General features: G+C 57.7%; 12 protein-coding genes and 2 tRNA genes. 7 read left to right on the top strand and 7 right to left on the bottom strand.

Going from position 1 to position 15,763, the window contains the following annotated elements; genetic code table 11:
* The first annotated feature begins 12 nt into the window (after positions 1 to 12).
* Positions 13 to 3,012 carry an SdrD B-like domain-containing protein gene (locus B8783_RS06240; RefSeq protein WP_084419175.1) on the top strand — a complete coding sequence of 1,000 codons (3,000 nt, stop codon included), beginning with the start codon at positions 13 to 15 and terminating at the stop codon, positions 3,010 to 3,012.
* A 52-nt stretch (positions 3,013 to 3,064) separates the two neighbouring features.
* On the opposite strand, the gene tig is transcribed toward B8783_RS06240, so the two are convergent.
* The 5 genes from tig to B8783_RS06215 all read right to left on the bottom strand — a co-directional run bounded on the left by tig (position 3,065) and on the right by B8783_RS06215 (position 6,924).
* Positions 3,065 to 4,399, bottom strand: coding sequence for a trigger factor (gene tig / locus B8783_RS06235; protein ID WP_084421938.1), 1,335 nt, complete (start codon positions 4,397 to 4,399; stop codon positions 3,065 to 3,067).
* A gap of 126 nt (positions 4,400 to 4,525) precedes the next feature.
* Positions 4,526 to 4,610: transfer RNA gene (locus tag B8783_RS06230), tRNA-Leu, on the bottom strand.
* Positions 4,611 to 4,650: 40 nt separating this feature from the next.
* Positions 4,651 to 5,496, bottom strand: coding sequence for an NAD(P)H-hydrate dehydratase (locus B8783_RS06225; protein ID WP_084419174.1), 846 nt, complete (start codon positions 5,494 to 5,496; stop codon positions 4,651 to 4,653).
* A 115-nt stretch (positions 5,497 to 5,611) separates the two neighbouring features.
* On the bottom strand, positions 5,612 to 6,151 hold the full coding sequence (locus B8783_RS06220; protein WP_084419172.1) for a histidine phosphatase family protein: 540 nt from the start codon (positions 6,149 to 6,151) through the stop codon (positions 5,612 to 5,614).
* Positions 6,148 to 6,924, bottom strand: coding sequence for a ubiquinone biosynthesis protein COQ4 (locus tag B8783_RS06215; RefSeq protein WP_233355693.1), 777 nt, complete (start codon positions 6,922 to 6,924; stop codon positions 6,148 to 6,150). The genes B8783_RS06220 and B8783_RS06215 overlap by 4 nt, the downstream gene beginning before the upstream one ends.
* A 238-nt stretch (positions 6,925 to 7,162) precedes the next feature.
* On the opposite strand from B8783_RS06215, the gene B8783_RS06210 reads away from it, so the two are divergent.
* The 6 genes from B8783_RS06210 (at position 7,163) to B8783_RS06185 (ending at position 13,879) form a co-directional block, all read left to right on the top strand.
* Positions 7,163 to 7,501 (top strand): P-II family nitrogen regulator, encoded by a 339-nt coding sequence (locus tag B8783_RS06210; protein WP_084419171.1) that lies wholly within the window; start codon positions 7,163 to 7,165, stop codon positions 7,499 to 7,501.
* Between the two features lie 53 nt (positions 7,502 to 7,554).
* Positions 7,555 to 8,958 carry a type I glutamate--ammonia ligase gene (glnA, locus tag B8783_RS06205; protein WP_084419169.1) on the top strand — a complete coding sequence of 468 codons (1,404 nt, stop codon included), beginning with the start codon at positions 7,555 to 7,557 and terminating at the stop codon, positions 8,956 to 8,958.
* A 187-nt stretch (positions 8,959 to 9,145) separates the two neighbouring features.
* Positions 9,146 to 9,769, top strand: coding sequence for an ATP-dependent Clp protease proteolytic subunit (locus B8783_RS06200; RefSeq protein WP_084419167.1), 624 nt, complete (start codon positions 9,146 to 9,148; stop codon positions 9,767 to 9,769).
* A 116-nt stretch (positions 9,770 to 9,885) separates the two neighbouring features.
* On the top strand, positions 9,886 to 11,151 hold the full coding sequence (clpX, locus tag B8783_RS06195; protein ID WP_084419165.1) for an ATP-dependent Clp protease ATP-binding subunit ClpX: 1,266 nt from the start codon (positions 9,886 to 9,888) through the stop codon (positions 11,149 to 11,151).
* A gap of 144 nt (positions 11,152 to 11,295) precedes the next feature.
* Positions 11,296 to 13,704, top strand: a complete 2,409-nt coding sequence (lon, locus tag B8783_RS06190; RefSeq protein ID WP_084419163.1) for an endopeptidase La — start codon at positions 11,296 to 11,298, stop codon at positions 13,702 to 13,704.
* Between the two features lie 99 nt (positions 13,705 to 13,803).
* A tRNA-Val gene (locus tag B8783_RS06185) sits at positions 13,804 to 13,879 on the top strand.
* Between the two features lie 38 nt (positions 13,880 to 13,917).
* Here B8783_RS06185 and B8783_RS06180 read toward each other — a convergent pair.
* Both B8783_RS06180 and B8783_RS06175 read right to left on the bottom strand, forming a co-directional pair.
* Positions 13,918 to 14,457: an acyl-CoA thioesterase gene (locus tag B8783_RS06180; RefSeq protein ID WP_139792267.1), complete on the bottom strand. Its 540-nt coding sequence runs from the start codon at positions 14,455 to 14,457 to the stop codon at positions 13,918 to 13,920.
* 21 nt (positions 14,458 to 14,478) lie between these two features.
* Positions 14,479 to 15,729 (bottom strand): FAD-dependent oxidoreductase, encoded by a 1,251-nt coding sequence (locus B8783_RS06175; protein ID WP_139792266.1) that lies wholly within the window; start codon positions 15,727 to 15,729, stop codon positions 14,479 to 14,481.
* Positions 15,730 to 15,763: the final 34 nt, after the last annotated feature.

The following is a 15,763-nucleotide window of genomic DNA, read 5'->3' as shown; positions in this document are numbered from 1 at the left end:
CCGACCGCTTGAATGGTTACGCGCCCACTCATACTGGCCCTCGCGGCCCTGACGCTTCTTCCGCTGATGCCCGTGGCAACAGCGCAAGAGAGTGGTGTGAACGTCGCGCTCCGTACGACCCAGCCTGCCGATTTGTCGCCGCCCCAGAGCGTCCCTGACCCAGTAGCCGCCACCAAGGCCTACATCGACGTTGAAGTCGCTGGTGCCCGTCTTTCCGTACCGACACGCCACGCAGACGGTAAAGATAGCCGAACCCTCATAGATGCCGCGCCGATAGCCCAGATATTGGGGAGCCGGTTTGAGGTCTCAGACAATCGCCTGACGTATTACCGACCGCAGGACGACGCGGTTATGACGTTGAATTTCGGCGATGGCGAGTTTCGCGCCAACGACATGGTGCTTGGAAAGCTGCCAGAATTCCAACGCGGTGAAGAGTCCGGCACATGGCTTGAACCCAAAACTATTGCAGTGATCACGGGGACAACCCTGCTGGTTGAGGCAGATGGGACCTACACATTCGAGCTTCAAAAAGGCCTTCGCCCGCAATCTGAACTGGACCTTTGGGTCAATGGCCGCCCGGTGGACACGTTTGGTGCGAAGGAACCGCGCACGATCGGGCCGGTACTTCTGGTGCCGCTTGAGCCGATCACCCAGGCGCTTGGCCACCAGCTGACGCTGCAAGCGGGCATGGTGCAGGTCATTCGCGCTCAGGATACTGCGGTGATTTCGCTGGAGCTTGCGACAGGACTAATCACGGTCAATGGCACGCCGCGCGGTGTTTCGCCTAATATGAGCTTTGCCGAGCCATCCTCCTTGCTGTTGCCATTTTCGGCCGTCGAAGCCCTGACGGGCACTCATATTTCGCTGTCACCAGGCTCCAATCGTATCGATGTACGGCAGGACGATCGCCTCGGCGGCGCCGCGCTTCCGCCAGACAGGGGCGCAGCTGGAGCAGGCGGTTCTCCGTTCACGCCAGAAGCGCTCAGCTACCTGCTAAGTGACCGTGGTCCGAACCGCGCAGAATTCTCCAGCCGCTGGGGCAGGTATAATTCCCGGCTTACCTATGAAAGCGCTGGAGGGCTCGAGGCTCTGGAGGAGCTGCAGCCGAGCTGGATGTCGCTCGACGTTCAGTCGCTGGATGGTTGGGCGGGGTCGGTTGGGGACTATAGCGGTCGGTTCCGCGAAACGGCCGGCGTCGACGTCTCGAGGGTCCGTGGGCTGTCCTGGCGCCGCAAGACCGACGGAGGCGACATTCTCGCCGTGTCCGCAGGAACAATGCTCACGGGCGCAGAGACGATCAGTGAGCACGCGACCAAGCCGGAGTTTGGCGGCTTTGCAGGCGGCGTTCGATTGCTGGACAAGGATGGGTCTCAGGAGATCGGCGTTGCGGCCAGAGTGACGGCTGGAGGCGACGATACGGCTATTGTCGGATCGGTCCAGAAGGTCATCGAACCGAAGGGCACCTTTGGCAATCTTCAGACCGCTTACGTTTCGGTAGATGGCGGATATTTCGACGGAGCCGAGACCGGCTTTGATGTTCGTGGTCGCGGCGAACTTCGCTTTGCGATGAACGACCAATGGACTGTGTCCATCTCTGGCCAGCATGACGGGGAAAAATTCCAGGCATCGCGGGATGCGACCTATTTTGGCGGCGTCTTCGATAACCGGGTCGGCGCGAGAACGACCGGCGCAATTTCGACCGACTGGCGCAGCGCGAAGTCCTGGGGAATTCTTCAATATGTGTCGGTCGGTGCGCGCGCTTCGATCAATCAGATCGACGGGCCGGTTTCGACGACTACGCATGTCTATTCGGCTTCGCTCAACACCAAAATCGGCGCATCTGGCCCTGACCTGGCGGTGGACGTTGAGCATAGCAGGGCATTTGGGGACGCTTCTGACGAGACGATGACAGACGTGCGCGTGCGGGCCTATCAGCGTTTCGACTGGGGCTCGTTGCAGGCCAACTATCTTCATCTCGAAAACGGCACGAGGCCGTCAAACCAGGCCGTCGCGATCGCTCAATCCAACCCATTGCAAAAGTCGTTCAAGAACGGCGCTTTTGTTTCCGTGGCACCCGCCGCGACCGTCACCTATACAGACGGCGACGCACGCTTTCGCGCCGGGGGGGCTGCGGCCTTTTCGAGCGGCCTGCTGCTCGACGAAAAACTAGAGCTGTCGGGTCAGGTCTGGGCGCTTTCCAATTTCGAACCTGAAGCTGCTGCCACGCGCTACTACGCCAATCTTGAGGCCCGGTATCGCGTCGGCAGAAGGACCGAGATCGTCGCGAGCTATTTTGACGATCTTGAAGGCCGCAACGATTTTTCGATCGCCTTGCGCGGCACCATTGAGTTCAATGAGCCGCGCCGCCAGACACTGCCGCTCGCCGACCGCGGCGTCCTGACGGGCCGCGTCTTTGTCGATCTCAACCGGGATGGTGTGCGCCAGGCTGATGAGCCTGGGCTCGCGGGCGCGCAAGTCGAGGTCCGAGGGACGCAACTTTCCCACGCTGCAGATCGTGACGGTGACTTCGAGATAGAGAACGTGAAAGAGGGTCTGTTCGGCCTGTCGATCAATCAGCGCAGTCTGCCGCTGGGCTACCGGGTCCAGGATGCAGAACTGATCAAAGCTTCGGTCGCTGAAGGGCGCCGCACCACTGTCGATATTCCAGTCATTCAGTCTGGCCAGCTTCGCGGGGCCGTCTTCATAGATATGGATGGGAACGGCATAGCGAGCCATAGGGACGAGCGGCTTGAAGGCCAGCCAGTGCGTCTGCTCAATCTTGCAACGAATGCATCCGTCGAAGTGCCAACGGCCTCTTTCGGTCAATACGGTTTCGAGAACCTCGAGCCGGGCGACTACAGGCTCTTCGTGATGGTTGGCTGGGAAGAGTATGCGGTCGACGTGAAATTGACTGAAGACGCTATGCTGCAAATCGTGCCGATTGCGATACCGCCGGAGGTCTTTGGGGTGACGCCAGCGCAACAGGTCGCCCAACTGACGGAGGCACCATAAAAAAAGCCCGGCGCGATTGGCCGGGCTTTTTCAAATTCGGGTGTACCGAGACCTATTCGTCGTCTTCGGCCAGAAGCTCTTCACGAGAGACGGTCTTGTCGGTGACTTTCACCGTCTCGAGGAGGTAGTCGACAACCTTGTCCTCATAGATCGGCGCGCGAAGTTGAGCCATCGCGTTCGGATTGCTCTGGAAGAATTCGAGCACCTGACGCTCCTGGCCCGGGAAGCGCTGGGCTTCGCGGATGAGAGATTGCTGAACTTCCTGCTCGGAAATCTTGATGTCTTGAAGGCGGCCGATTTCAGCCAGCACCAGACCGAGGCGAACGCGGCGTTCGGCGATCTTGCGGTACTCTTCCTTCAGCTCGTCTTCGGATTTGTCCTTGTCGTCATCGCTGACGCGGCCGGCATCCATTTCAGCCTGAAGCTGCTGCCAGATCTGGTCAAATTCCATTTCAACCATTTTCGGCGGCAGTTCGAAGTCATGCTTCTCGTCGAGAGCATCAAGCAGGTTACGCTTGGCTTTCGAACGGGATGCGCCGTCGAGCTCCTGCTGAAGCTGGCCTTTGACCAGGTTCTTGAGCTCTTCGAGTGATTCAACGCCGAGACCTTTGGCGAACTCTTCGTCGACGTCCGGCTTTTTCGGGGCCCGAACTTCGTTGACTTTGACTTCGAAGACCGCGGCTTTACCGGCGAGATGGTCGGCCTGATAATTCTCAGGGAAGGTGACCTCGACGTCTTTTTCTTCGCCGGCCTTAGTGCCGACGAGCTGATCTTCAAAGCCCGGAATGAAGCTGTTTGAACCAAGAACCAGGGTATGGCCTTCAGCAGCGCCGCCTTCAAACGGTTCGCCGTCGATCTTGCCGACGAAGTCGATCACAACAGCGTCGCCTTCGCGCGACTTGGCTGTCTTGCCGCGTGGCTCGTACTTCTGATTGTTCTCTGCGACCTGGTCGAGCGCCTCAGTCAGAGCTTCGTCTTCGACTTCGGCGACGGGACGTTCGATCTTGAGCTTGGTGACGTCGGTTGGCTCGAAGTCCGGCATGACATCGACGTGCATGTGATAGGAGAGGTCTTCCTTGCCATCGAGCACGGCTTCCATGTCGCTTTCCATGTGCATGTCAGGCTGGGAAGCCGGGCGCACATTGGCGTCAGCGATTGCTTTTTCGCTGGATTCTTTCATCGCCGTTTCGACGACTTCACCCATGATGGATTTGCCGAACATCTTACGGACGTGTGAAGCCGGCACCTTGCCTGGGCGGAAACCCTTCAGGCGCATCTGAGGGCGCATTTCCTCAATCTTGGCGTCGAGCTTTGACTTGAGCTCGCTTGCAGGCACCTTGACTTTGTACATGCGGCTGAGGCCATCGGTGGTTTCGGTGCATTCCATGTCTGTCATTCCTTGTGCCGTGGCAGCCTTTCAGGCCGGTCATTCTGGCAATCGATTTCCTAGAAGCGGCGGTGTATGTCACAGCAAAACGTGACTGTCCATGCGGTGGGGCAGGGCAATTTCACCTGGTGCGGATGAAGGGACTTGAACCCCCACGCCTCGCGGCGCCAGAACCTAAATCTGGTGCGTCTACCAATTCCGCCACATCCGCCAGGTTCGAGCCGGGTTGGTAATCCGCGTCACGCCGCGCATCAAGACCTCGTTGCATAAAACTCTTTGAGAAGTGCGGGCAGGGCGTCGGGGAGATCTTCGGAAATTAAACCGGGACCGAGGCGGAGGCCGAGTTCGCCGTGGGTCCAGCAGGCGGCGCAGGCCGCGAGGAAGGCGTCCATGCCTTGTGCCATCAGGCCGCCGGTGAGGCCGGCCAGCACGTCGCCGCTGCCGGCGGTTGCGAGGAAGGGAGAGGCATGAGTGTTGCGCACAAGGCGTCCATCTGGCGCTGCGATCAGGGTTTCGGCGCCTTTCAATATAACGATGGCGTTTGATTCTTTTGCCGCGAGGCGGACGGCTTTTTCTCTTGTGTGCTGGTTGAGGAAATCAGGGAAAATGCGTTTGAATTCGCCCTCATGCGGGGTGAGCACGACAGGTTTGGTTATCTGGCTAAAGAGGTCCTCAGGCGCGTCGGAGAAAACTGTGAGCGCGTCGGCATCCAGAACGCAACTATCTGCAGACTCCAACAAAATGAGGGTGTTATCCCGGGTCTGCGCCTTCACACCAGCTGCAGGGCCAATCAGGGCGCAGCTGCATGATTCGGCAAGTTCGGTGAGGTCTTCCACCGATGAAAACGGTTTCACCATCACCGCCGTTGAGACGGACGCATTCACCAGGGTGGCCGATGGCGGGGAGAGAAGCGTCACCAGGCCAGCTCCGATTCGAAGGCCTGCGCGCGCGGCCAGACGGGCTGCGCCCGTTGAGGCGGCCGAACCCGTGACGCACCCCAAATGCCCGCGTTTGTGCTTGTGACTGCCGGCGTCTGGCCAAGGCCACTGGTCTAGCCAGAGATCGGGGGAATTGGTCTGTATTTCAGTGGCAGCCATATGAACGCTCGTCAGCTCTTTCGTGAAATACCGGCGATTTCACGGTGTCGTAACAGTGTTTTTCTGCCGCGAAATGGTGTCGCCAGAGTGTCGTGGCGGCCGGTAAACTGAAGAATCAGAGAACTTTTGTCGCCGCTTCGCTTCCAAGCTCGAATAGTTTGAGGCCACCCTCAAGTTTTTCGATCTGGGTGACCGAGCAATGACCCGGACGAAAATTCGTGACGAGGTCGCTGCCTTCAAGATGGCCGACAATCGTGTTGATCGCGATGAAGTGCGTGAACACGACCGAGTCTTCTGGCATCGCTTCAATTGCGGTCAGAAGATCTGCGCGCCACTCAGACACGACAGCGGGCGCGGCATCCCATTTTCCGGCCATGAAACCTTGTAGCCAGGCGACGCGATCATCGAGACCGTCAGGCGTCGGGATTTCGGTCACGCGCGGGTCAGTTTCAATTGTCTGTCCGCTGAGCCTGGAAAAGGGCGCTGCCGTTTCCTGACAGCGCTGCATCGGGCTCGCGAAGGCCCGTTTGAGCGGTTTCTGGTTGAGCGTATCGGCAACGACTTCCGCCTGTCTTTTGCCGAGGGTCGATAGGCCGGGGTCGGGAGCGGAGCCCCATCCAGCGGAGGCTTCGCCGTGACGAACGAGATATATCATGCAGCCATCAAAGTTTCTGGCTCAAGGCCATGTTCTTGCAGAATTGCAAGCGCCCTCTGATAAAGAACCGGAGGCTGGATGCCAAGCTCTGCACGGACATCTGACAGCTGACGCGGCAGGATCGATTCGATATCGAGCTCGACGATGCGTCCGGCTGCTTTGCCATGACGGCGTCCCTCGCGGATGACATCCTTGATGCGGGCTTCTGGTGGGGCCGTCTTCGCGATTTCCCGGCCGCCCATGAAGGCAATGAAGCTGACGCCGCGCCCACCATGCTGGCTATGGGTAAAGCCAAGCAGGGCTGCTTCACCAAGCGCGTCGCGGCCATAACCGCTGAGGATATGAAACATGTCGTGGACGTCGCGCAGACGGTTCACATACCAGAGCAGGTCATCGTCGATATTGCGCCATTCGGAATCGCGCTTGAGGCTTTCTTCAACAAGGCCCTGGGCTGTGAGGCCTTCGCGTTCCATGAACTCGACATAGGTTTTTCCGACGCTGCCTCTGGGGAGCGCGTGAAGGGGAGCGTGATCATCGAGGATCGGCGGCAGGAAGGTGCGTTTTATAAGCTCAGCCTGGCCCCTTTCGGTCGATGCGAACCGTTCCAGATCCCTGAGAGCGGCTTTGCCGTTCAACGCCTCGATAATCTGAAAGACCTGATCGGTATCTTCCTTGTCCGCGATAAGTTTCTGCATGTGGCGCCAAGCTGTCAGCGGGCGAAATTTGGGCGTTTCGCGATTCGGATGGATGTAGAGGTTTGGCGTGCTCATCATGTGGTTTAGCTCCGGGGGAACGACGGTCTGGCTTCTAACATAGCGACGCCCAGTCGTCAGAACAATGACGCATGCGTCAGTTTTGCGGGCGGTCGCAAATGCTCAATTTGGTGGCAGCGCCGCCAAAAAAGCAGGCAGTCGATTTTACAAAGCATGAATTGTAGTAGCCTGTTATTCACGTGCGGCGCATGCCTGCTAGGGCAACTGCACATGTCGGAGGAAAGGGATAAAGCTGGCGATGAGGAAAATCGAAGCGATCATCAAACCATTCAAACTTGATGATGTAAAAGAAGCACTTCACGCAGTCGGTATGCAGGGTATGACTGTAACCGAGGCGAAGGGATTTGGCCGTCAACGTGGCCACACCGAACTCTATCGCGGCGCCGAATATGTCGTCGACTTTCTGCCGAAGCTGAAGGTCGAGCTAGTCGTTGCCGATGGCAGTGTGCCAGGCGCGATTGAGGCAATTTCCAAAGCTGCCCAGACTGGAAAGATTGGTGACGGGAAAATCTTTGTGTCAGAAGTGACTGAAGCCGTACGTATCCGCACCGGCGAAACGGGTGACAGCGCGCTTTAAAGGCGCTTTGATCTGGTTCGGCCGACGAACTTGAATTCTAACAGGAGGGCTTAATGGCCGATAATCTACAGAAAATGATGAAAGAAAAGGATGTCGAGTTCGTCGATCTCCGTTTCACCGATCCACGCGGCAAGATGCAGCACGTCACGTTCGACAAGGGCATGATTGAAGAAGACTTCTTCAGTGAAGGCCAGATGTTTGACGGGTCGTCCGTGGCTGGCTGGAAAACGATCAACGAGTCCGACATGCTGCTCATGCCGGATACAAGCACGGCGATCATCGACCCGTTCTTCCAGCAGACCACGATGGCTGTGATCTGTGACATTCTCGACCCGATCACCAACGAAGCCTATGGCCGCGATCCGCGGACGACCGCGAAGAAGGCCGAAGCCTATCTGAAGCAGTCTGGCGTCGGCACGACCGCCTATTTCGGCCCTGAGGCCGAGTTCTTCGTTTTCGACGACGTTCGCTGGTCAACCGATCCGCACAAAACCGGCTATTCATTCGACTCGACCGAGCTTCCGTCCAACACGGACCGCGAATACCCGACCGGCAATATGGGCCACCGCCCGCATGCCAAGGGCGGTTACTTCCCTGTTCCGCCAATCGATTCCGAGCAGGATATGCGTTCGGAAATGCTGGCGGTGATGGGCGAACTTGGAATGGAGCCGGAAAAACATCACCACGAGGTCGCGCCTGCCCAGCATGAGCTAGGCCTGAAATTCGGCACGCTGACCAAGATGGCTGACAATCTGCAGCTCTATAAGTACGTGATCCACAATGTGGCAGCACAGTACGGCAAGACGGCGACCTTTATGCCGAAGCCGATGTTTGCCGACAATGGCTCGGGTATGCACGTTCACCAGTCGATCTGGGACGGCAACAAGCCACTCTTCGCCGGTGATAACTATGCCGGCCTCTCAGAGTCTTGCCTGTTCTACATTGGCGGCATCATCAAGCACGCCAAGGCGCTGAACGCGATCACCAACGCGTCGACCAACTCCTACAAGCGTCTGGTGCCAGGCTATGAAGCACCTGTCATGCTGGCCTATTCGGCCCGCAACCGGTCTGCCTCGATCCGTATTCCTTTCGGCTCCAACCCGAAGGCCAAGCGCATCGAGACCCGCTTCCCGGACCCAACGGCGAACCCATATCTTGCCTTTGCGGCCCTGCTTATGGCTGGCCTCGACGGCATCGAAAACAAGATCCATCCAGGCGACGCCATGGACAAGGACCTTTACGACCTGCCGCCAGAAGAAGCGAAATCCATTCCACAAGTCTGTGGCTCGCTGCGTGAAGCGCTCGAGGCACTCGATGGTGACCGTGACTTCCTGAAAAAGGGCAACGTCTTCGACGACGATCAGATCGACGCCTATATCGATCTGAAGATGGAAGAAGTGATGCGTCTGCAGCTTCATCCGCACCCGGTCGAATTCGACATGTACTATAAAGTCTGATTTTACCAGACGATGCTAATGCGAGCGCCGGGGCCATTCTGCCCCGGCGCTTTCATTTGAACTGGGTTATCCACCGTTTACAAAGCGGTTGCGCCCTTGCGTGCAACGCGGTGTAGACAAATATGGAAGTCTCTGCGACCACGGTCCCAGTTCAGACGATATAATTAAGCAGGCTGGAACGCTTTTCATGACCGACCCTTACCGTACCGCTCTCAATCTAGTCCCGATGGTTGTCGAACAGACGAGCCGCGGCGAACGCGCGTTCGACATTTTCTCGCGTTTGCTGAAAGAGCGCATCATCTTTGTGACGGGCGGTATCGATGACGGGATGGCCGCGCTGATCACGTCGCAGCTGCTCTTCCTTGAGTCCGAAAGCCCGAAAAAAGAGATTTCGATCTACATCAACAGCCCTGGCGGGTATGTCTCGTCCGGCCTCGCGATCTATGACACGATGCAATATATCCGCTGTCCGATCTCGACCGTGTGTATCGGTCAGGCGGCAAGCATGGGATCGCTGTTGCTGGCCGCTGGCGAGAAGGGCATGCGCATTGCGTTGCCGAACGCCCGCGTTATGGTCCACCAGCCTTCAGGTGGCTTCAGAGGCGTTGCAACAGACATTGAACGGCACGCTGAAGAAATTCTCGATCTTAAACGCCGTCTCAATAATATCTATGTTAAGCACACCGGTCAGGAATATGACGCGATTGAGCGCAAGCTCGACCGCGACACGTTCATGACCGCCGAAGAGGCGCGCGATTTTGGCCTGATCGATCAGGTTTTTGCGCGCCGCAAAGGCGAAGACGAAGAATAAGCTGTCGGGTGCGCAACGTGTCTTGCGTGCCGCTCAGTTGAAAATATGATTGGGGAGAAGCGACATTTTTGCGCGGCATAAATCGTGCATTAATTGATCGCAAGCATGAGGTAGCCATGACAAAGCAAAACGGCTCCGGCGATTCGAAGAATACGCTCTATTGCTCTTTCTGCGGAAAGAGCCAGCACGAAGTCAAAAAACTGATCGCTGGACCAACGGTATTCATCTGCGATGAATGCGTTGAGCTCTGCATGGATATCATCCGTGAAGAGAGCAAAGCGGCCGGTTTCAAGACGAAAGAGGGCGTTCCTAGCCCCCGTGAAATCTGCGATGTGCTCGACGATTATGTGATCGGTCAGCCTTACGCAAAGCGCATTCTCGCAGTCGCCGTCCATAACCACTATAAGCGTCTGTCTCACGCCTCGACGTCCGATGGTGTTGAGCTGGCCAAGTCCAACATTCTGTTGGTTGGACCGACCGGTTGCGGCAAGACGCTGCTGGCCCAGACCCTGGCGCGCATTCTCGATGTGCCGTTCACGATGGCCGATGCCACCACGCTGACCGAAGCCGGCTATGTCGGTGAGGATGTCGAGAACATCGTGCTGAAGCTGCTTCAATCTGCCGACTATAATGTCGAGCGGGCCCAGCGCGGCATCGTCTATATCGATGAGATCGACAAGATTTCCCGCAAGTCCGATAATCCTTCGATTACGCGGGACGTTTCGGGCGAGGGCGTTCAGCAAGCCTTGCTGAAGATCATGGAAGGCACCGTTGCCTCCGTGCCGCCGCAAGGTGGGCGCAAGCATCCGCAGCAGGAATTCCTGCAGGTCGACACGACGAACATCCTGTTCATCGTCGGCGGCGCATTTGCCGGCCTCGACAAGATCATTTCCTCGCGTGGTGAGGGCACCCGCATTGGCTTTGGTGCCGATGTGAAGGACCCGGATGCGCGCGGCGTTGGTGAAGTGCTTCGCGACACCGAGCCGGAAGACCTTCAGCGTTACGGCCTGATCCCCGAATTCATCGGGCGTCTGCCGGTTATCGCGACGCTGGAAGACCTCGATGAGGCGGCGCTTATCCAGATCCTGACGGAGCCGAAAAACGCGCTCCTGAAGCAGTATCAGCGCCTGTTCGACATGGAAGACGTCAAGCTGACCTTCACCGAAGAAGCGCTTATCGGTGTTGCCCGCAAGGCCATCGGCCGCAAGACGGGGGCTCGTGGTCTGCGGTCGATCATGGAGGGCATCCTGCTCGACACGATGTTCGAACTTCCAAACCTGCGCGGCGTCGATGAGATCGTCGTGAACGGGGAAGTGGTTGAAGGGCATGCGGCGCCGCTGCATGTTCATGCGAAGGCCACAAAGCCGAGCGAAGCATCCTAAAAACTGTGCAAATCGGTCTGTTTAACACAGCTTGAACAGACCGAATTTACCTCCACATCTATCTACCAAGGCCGGAATCGTCCACCGTGGACAGGTCCGGCAGGATTGCTGCTGAGCAGGATCCAAGAAAACGAGGAGGCAGATATGCCCAAGAAAACCCTCCCAGTCCTTCCTTTGAGGGATATCGTGGTCTTTCCAGACATGGTGGCCCCGCTCTTTGTTGGCCGTGACAAGTCCGTACGCGCACTTGAGATGGTCGATGAGGGCGAAAACGAGATCATGCTCGTTGCCCAGAAGGACCCATCAACAGATGAGCCGACCGCCGAAGACGTACATTCGCTCGGCACGGTCGCGACAATCCTGCAGCTGCTGAAGCTGCCGGACGGCACGGTCAAAGTGTTGGTCGAAGGCTCTGCCCGGGCGCGGATCACCGCGTTCAATGATCGTGACACCTATTTCGATGCCGATGTAGAGCTGCTTGAACCTGAGTCCGGCGATACCGGCGAAGTGCAGGCGCTGGCGCGCGCTGTGATCGACCAGTTCGAGAACTATGCGAAGCTGAACCGCAAGATTCCACCGGAATCGGTTGGCACGGTCTCGCAGATCACCGATGCGGGGAAACTCGCAGATGCTGTGGCGTCCCAGCTGCAGGTCAAACTCGCCGACAAGCAGGAACTGCTTGAGCTTTCCAATGCACGGGAGCGCCTGGAAAAGGTGTTCGCCCTGATGGAAGGCGAGATGGGCATGATGCAGATGGAGCGGAAGATCAAAAACCGCGTCAAGCGTCAGATGGAGAAGACCCAGCGCGAGTATTATCTCAACGAACAGATGAAAGCGATCCAACGCGAGCTCGGCGATGCCGGTGAAGGCGAGCGTGACGAGATTGCTGAACTGGAAGAGAAAATCCGCGAGAAGCCGCTAAGCGAGGAAGCCCGCGCCAAGGCCGATCAGGAAATGAAGAAGCTGCGTCAGATGAGTCCGATGTCAGCGGAATCGACCGTTGTTCGCAATTATCTCGACTGGATGCTCGCCCTGCCATGGGGCGAGCGGACCGATCTGTCGACCGATCTCACCAAGGCGGAAAACCAGCTCGACGAAGACCATTACGGCCTCGAGAAGGTCAAGGAACGGATCATCGAGTATCTCGCCGTGCAGAAGCGTACGCAGAAGCTAAAAGGCCCGATCCTTTGCCTCGTCGGACCTCCGGGCGTTGGTAAGACGTCGCTTGGTAAATCCATCGCTGAGGCGACGGGCCGTGAGTTCGTGCGCGTGTCGCTTGGCGGCGTACGGGACGAAAGCGAAATCCGTGGTCACCGTCGGACCTATATCGGGTCGATGCCTGGCCGGATTATCCAGTCGCTGAAAAAGGCGAAGACGGGCAATCCGCTCTTCCTGCTGGACGAGATCGACAAGATGGGTATGGACCATCGCGGCGATCCGGCCTCGGCGCTTCTCGAAGTGCTGGACCCTGCGCAGAACTCGACGTTCAACGACCATTATCTGGAAGTCGACTACGACCTTTCGGACGTAATGTTCGTCACGACCGCCAACTCGCTGAACATGCCACAGCCGCTTCTCGACCGTATGGAAGTGATCCGGATTGCTGGCTATACCGAGGAAGAGAAGCTGGAGATCGCCAAGCGTCACCTCCTGCCGAAAATCCGCAAGGATCACGGCCTGGCCGACAGTGAGTGGGTTGTCGATGACAGCGCCATTCAGGATCTGGTGCGCTATTACACGCGTGAAGCAGGTGTCCGTAGCCTTGAGCGGGAGCTGGCAAAGCTAGCGCGCAAAGCGGTGAGGAAGATCGCTCAGAGCGACGATGTCACCATCGAAGTCTCAAGCGAGAATCTGTCTGACTTCGCAGGCGTGCGGAAGTTCCGTTACGGCCTCGCGGACGAGGAAGACCAAATTGGCGCCGTTACCGGCCTTGCCTGGACGGAAACCGGCGGCGACCTGCTCACGGTGGAAGCTGTGCAGATGCCTGGCCGCGGCGTGATGAAAGTCACCGGCAACCTTCGAGACGTGATGAAGGAGTCCATTCAGGCGGCGAGCTCACTCGTGCGCTCACGTGCTGTCATGGTCGGTATCAAGCCGAGCCAGTTCAACACGACGGACATTCACGTTCACGTCCCGGATGGGGCAACGCCGAAAGATGGTCCATCTGCTGGTGTTGCCATGACAACGGCGATCGTTTCGCTGCTGACGGGCAACCCTGTTCGCCGCGATGTGGCGATGACGGGTGAGGTGTCCCTGCGTGGACGCGTCCTGCCAATCGGTGGTCTCAAGGAGAAGCTCCTTGCGGCGCTGCGCGGCGGCATCAAGACGGTTCTCATTCCTCAGGAGAATGAAAAGGATCTCGCCGAGATCCCGGACATTGTGAAAGAGGGCCTGACCATCGTGCCAGTGTCTGACGTCAACGAGGTGCTTGCCCGCGCCCTGACACGGCCGCTGACACCGATTGAGTGGTCAGAGAAGGAAGAGGCTGCCTTGCAGGCCACGCTTGCTGGCAAGTCCACCGATCCGGACGCCGGCGAGACGATCCGCCACTAGGCGAAGCGGTCTAACTGTAGAATAATTGGACGGCCCCTGTGTGTTTCGCAGGGGCCGTCTTGCATTTCGCGCCAGACTTGCGCAAAAGGCGTTGGAAGAGGGCGGTTAGCTCAGTTGGTAGAGCATCTCGTTTACACCGAGAGGGTCAGCGGTTCGAGCCCGTTACCGCCCACCATTCCTTACATGTCTTGGACTTTGGGAGATCTGCCCAAGTCAGACAGGTTCGCGGACAGAACGCGCAGCCTCGATGTTTTCAATCATGTCCAGAAAGTCCCGGCCGAGCGGCGGTGAAGCTGCATCGATGTCGAGCAGGCTGGTGACGTCAGACATGACGACTTTCTGGCGCTTGCGGCTGGCGAAACGGGCCACGATGCGCACGGTTGCGGTTGTCTGCTCGTCCCGAATGAAGTCATGCCTGAGGCAGATATAGGTGTCATCCCATCCGGCGAGGCGGGTTTGGACTTCAAAACCCTGAGGCGAGCGCAGCATTTTAGTGAACACCACGCTTTCGGCGCAAACCACTGGAAACCAGCCTTTTTTCCTGAGTTTTGGCCAGGCGCCAGTTCGTACGATGTAGTTGATGACGCCGAGATCACTAAACGAGAAATACCGGCTGTTCGTCATATGGGCGAACATGTCCTGATCGGTAATCATGACCCGTGACCGGATGCGCGTTGTGGCGAAGACGCTGACACGCTGCTTGGACAGACTGGCCCGTATAAAGACCATGAGGAGACGGAAAAACAGGTTCACAGGCGGGTCACGATACGCAGATCACACGTTTTTCTGGATTTGCCGGGCAAGGCCAGAATTGAATGTCACAATGTGGGAGACCGCTTCGTGCGAGAAGATGGCACCCGTATACCATGTGCGGTTCTGGCCCTGTATTTTCTTCAGATCGCTCAGCAGTCCGCCGCGTATCGCGTCTGAATCATATTGAGCGAAGTACTTCCATAGTTTTTGAAGGATAACGTTTGTGACATTGCCGCCGTACTTCTTGACATCGGCGCGCAGCAGCTCGGCCAGTTCTGGCCCGCTATAATTGCCCGTCAGCTGACCTGCGAGATAAAGATCGCCGCCGAGTTCTGGTTCGGAACCCTCGCGGCGCGCCGAGAGAAGTTGTCCCAGTTCTGCGCCCGGCATGACCGAATCCCGAAATGCCACAACATGGACGTCGTCAAACCAGTTCTCGGCCGCAAAGAGGGTGGTCGTGTATCCATTCCATTCGACTGAGTCTGCGATATGCTGCTCAAGATCTGTCGGTTTTGTGAGCCCGATAAAGTCATCAACCGGGATCGCGCAGACAATGAAGTCAAACTCATGCTCGCTATCGGCGCCAGTTGTGATCACAACTTTTTCGCCGCTGCGGTCAACGCCGGTGACAGGACTGTTCAAGCGGACATCGAGATCAGACGCGATGAGGCGCCAGAATTCGGCCCAACCGGCAACGGGCATTTTGAGCTGCTTTAGAAGGCCCGAGAAGATGAGCTTCATATCGTTCCAGCGAAGCGCCTGCACAGCAGGGACTTCGTCGATGAAGCCATAGGCAATGTTCGTGGTCGACCGGAGCATGAAGTTCTGGATCTTGCCCAGTTTACGTCTGGCGAGCCATTCCTGGGCGGGCAGGGCCGCATCGTCCAGGGCTGACTGGGTGGGCACCGGCTTTTCCAGTTCACGCTCGAGCCGTAGCTTGTCTTTCCAGTATCGAGCGACCTGAACGGGGAGAGCGGGGCCGTCACCGGATTTGACGAACTTCATGAAATCATCATCGTCAAAGCGTTGTTCGCCGAGGGGCGACATTTTCATTTCCAGCTCACGCATCCACTTGTTTGTGATCGCATGCGAGAAGGTTGCGTAGCACGTGCCCATTTCGACGACGTTGCTGCCATGCTGAAAGGTAAAGGATTTGCCGCCGACCTGGCCGAGGGCTTCAAATACGGTCGGCTTGAATTCGCCAAGCTCGGTGAGCATCCGTGCGATGCTCAGGCCAGCAGGTCCTCCCCCGATAATGCCAACTGTTTTCACGCCAAACGAATCCTTCCCCGTCCCTGCAAGTCTG

The sequence above is a fragment of the Henriciella litoralis genome (assembly GCF_002088935.1).
Lineage (GTDB): Bacteria > Pseudomonadota > Alphaproteobacteria > Caulobacterales > Hyphomonadaceae > Henriciella > Henriciella litoralis.
This window is presented reverse-complemented; position numbering and strand designations above follow the sequence as displayed.

Bases quoted from the DNA above. Each gene is read 5' to 3' on its own strand.
- B8783_RS06240 (WP_084419175.1), top strand. From the start codon at position 13: ATGGTTACGCGCCCACTCATACTGGCCCTCGCGGCCCTGACGCTTCTT.
- tig (WP_084421938.1), bottom strand. From the start codon at position 4,399: ATGGAATGCACCGAAACCACCGATGGCCTCAGCCGCATGTACAAAGTC.
- B8783_RS06225 (WP_084419174.1), bottom strand. From the start codon at position 5,496: ATGGCTGCCACTGAAATACAGACCAATTCCCCCGATCTCTGGCTAGAC.
- B8783_RS06220 (WP_084419172.1), bottom strand. From the start codon at position 6,151: ATGATATATCTCGTTCGTCACGGCGAAGCCTCCGCTGGATGGGGCTCC.
- B8783_RS06215 (WP_233355693.1), bottom strand. From the start codon at position 6,924: ATGATGAGCACGCCAAACCTCTACATCCATCCGAATCGCGAAACGCCC.
- B8783_RS06210 (WP_084419171.1), top strand. From the start codon at position 7,163: ATGAGGAAAATCGAAGCGATCATCAAACCATTCAAACTTGATGATGTA.
- glnA (WP_084419169.1), top strand. From the start codon at position 7,555: ATGGCCGATAATCTACAGAAAATGATGAAAGAAAAGGATGTCGAGTTC.
- B8783_RS06200 (WP_084419167.1), top strand. From the start codon at position 9,146: ATGACCGACCCTTACCGTACCGCTCTCAATCTAGTCCCGATGGTTGTC.
- clpX (WP_084419165.1), top strand. From the start codon at position 9,886: ATGACAAAGCAAAACGGCTCCGGCGATTCGAAGAATACGCTCTATTGC.
- lon (WP_084419163.1), top strand. From the start codon at position 11,296: ATGCCCAAGAAAACCCTCCCAGTCCTTCCTTTGAGGGATATCGTGGTC.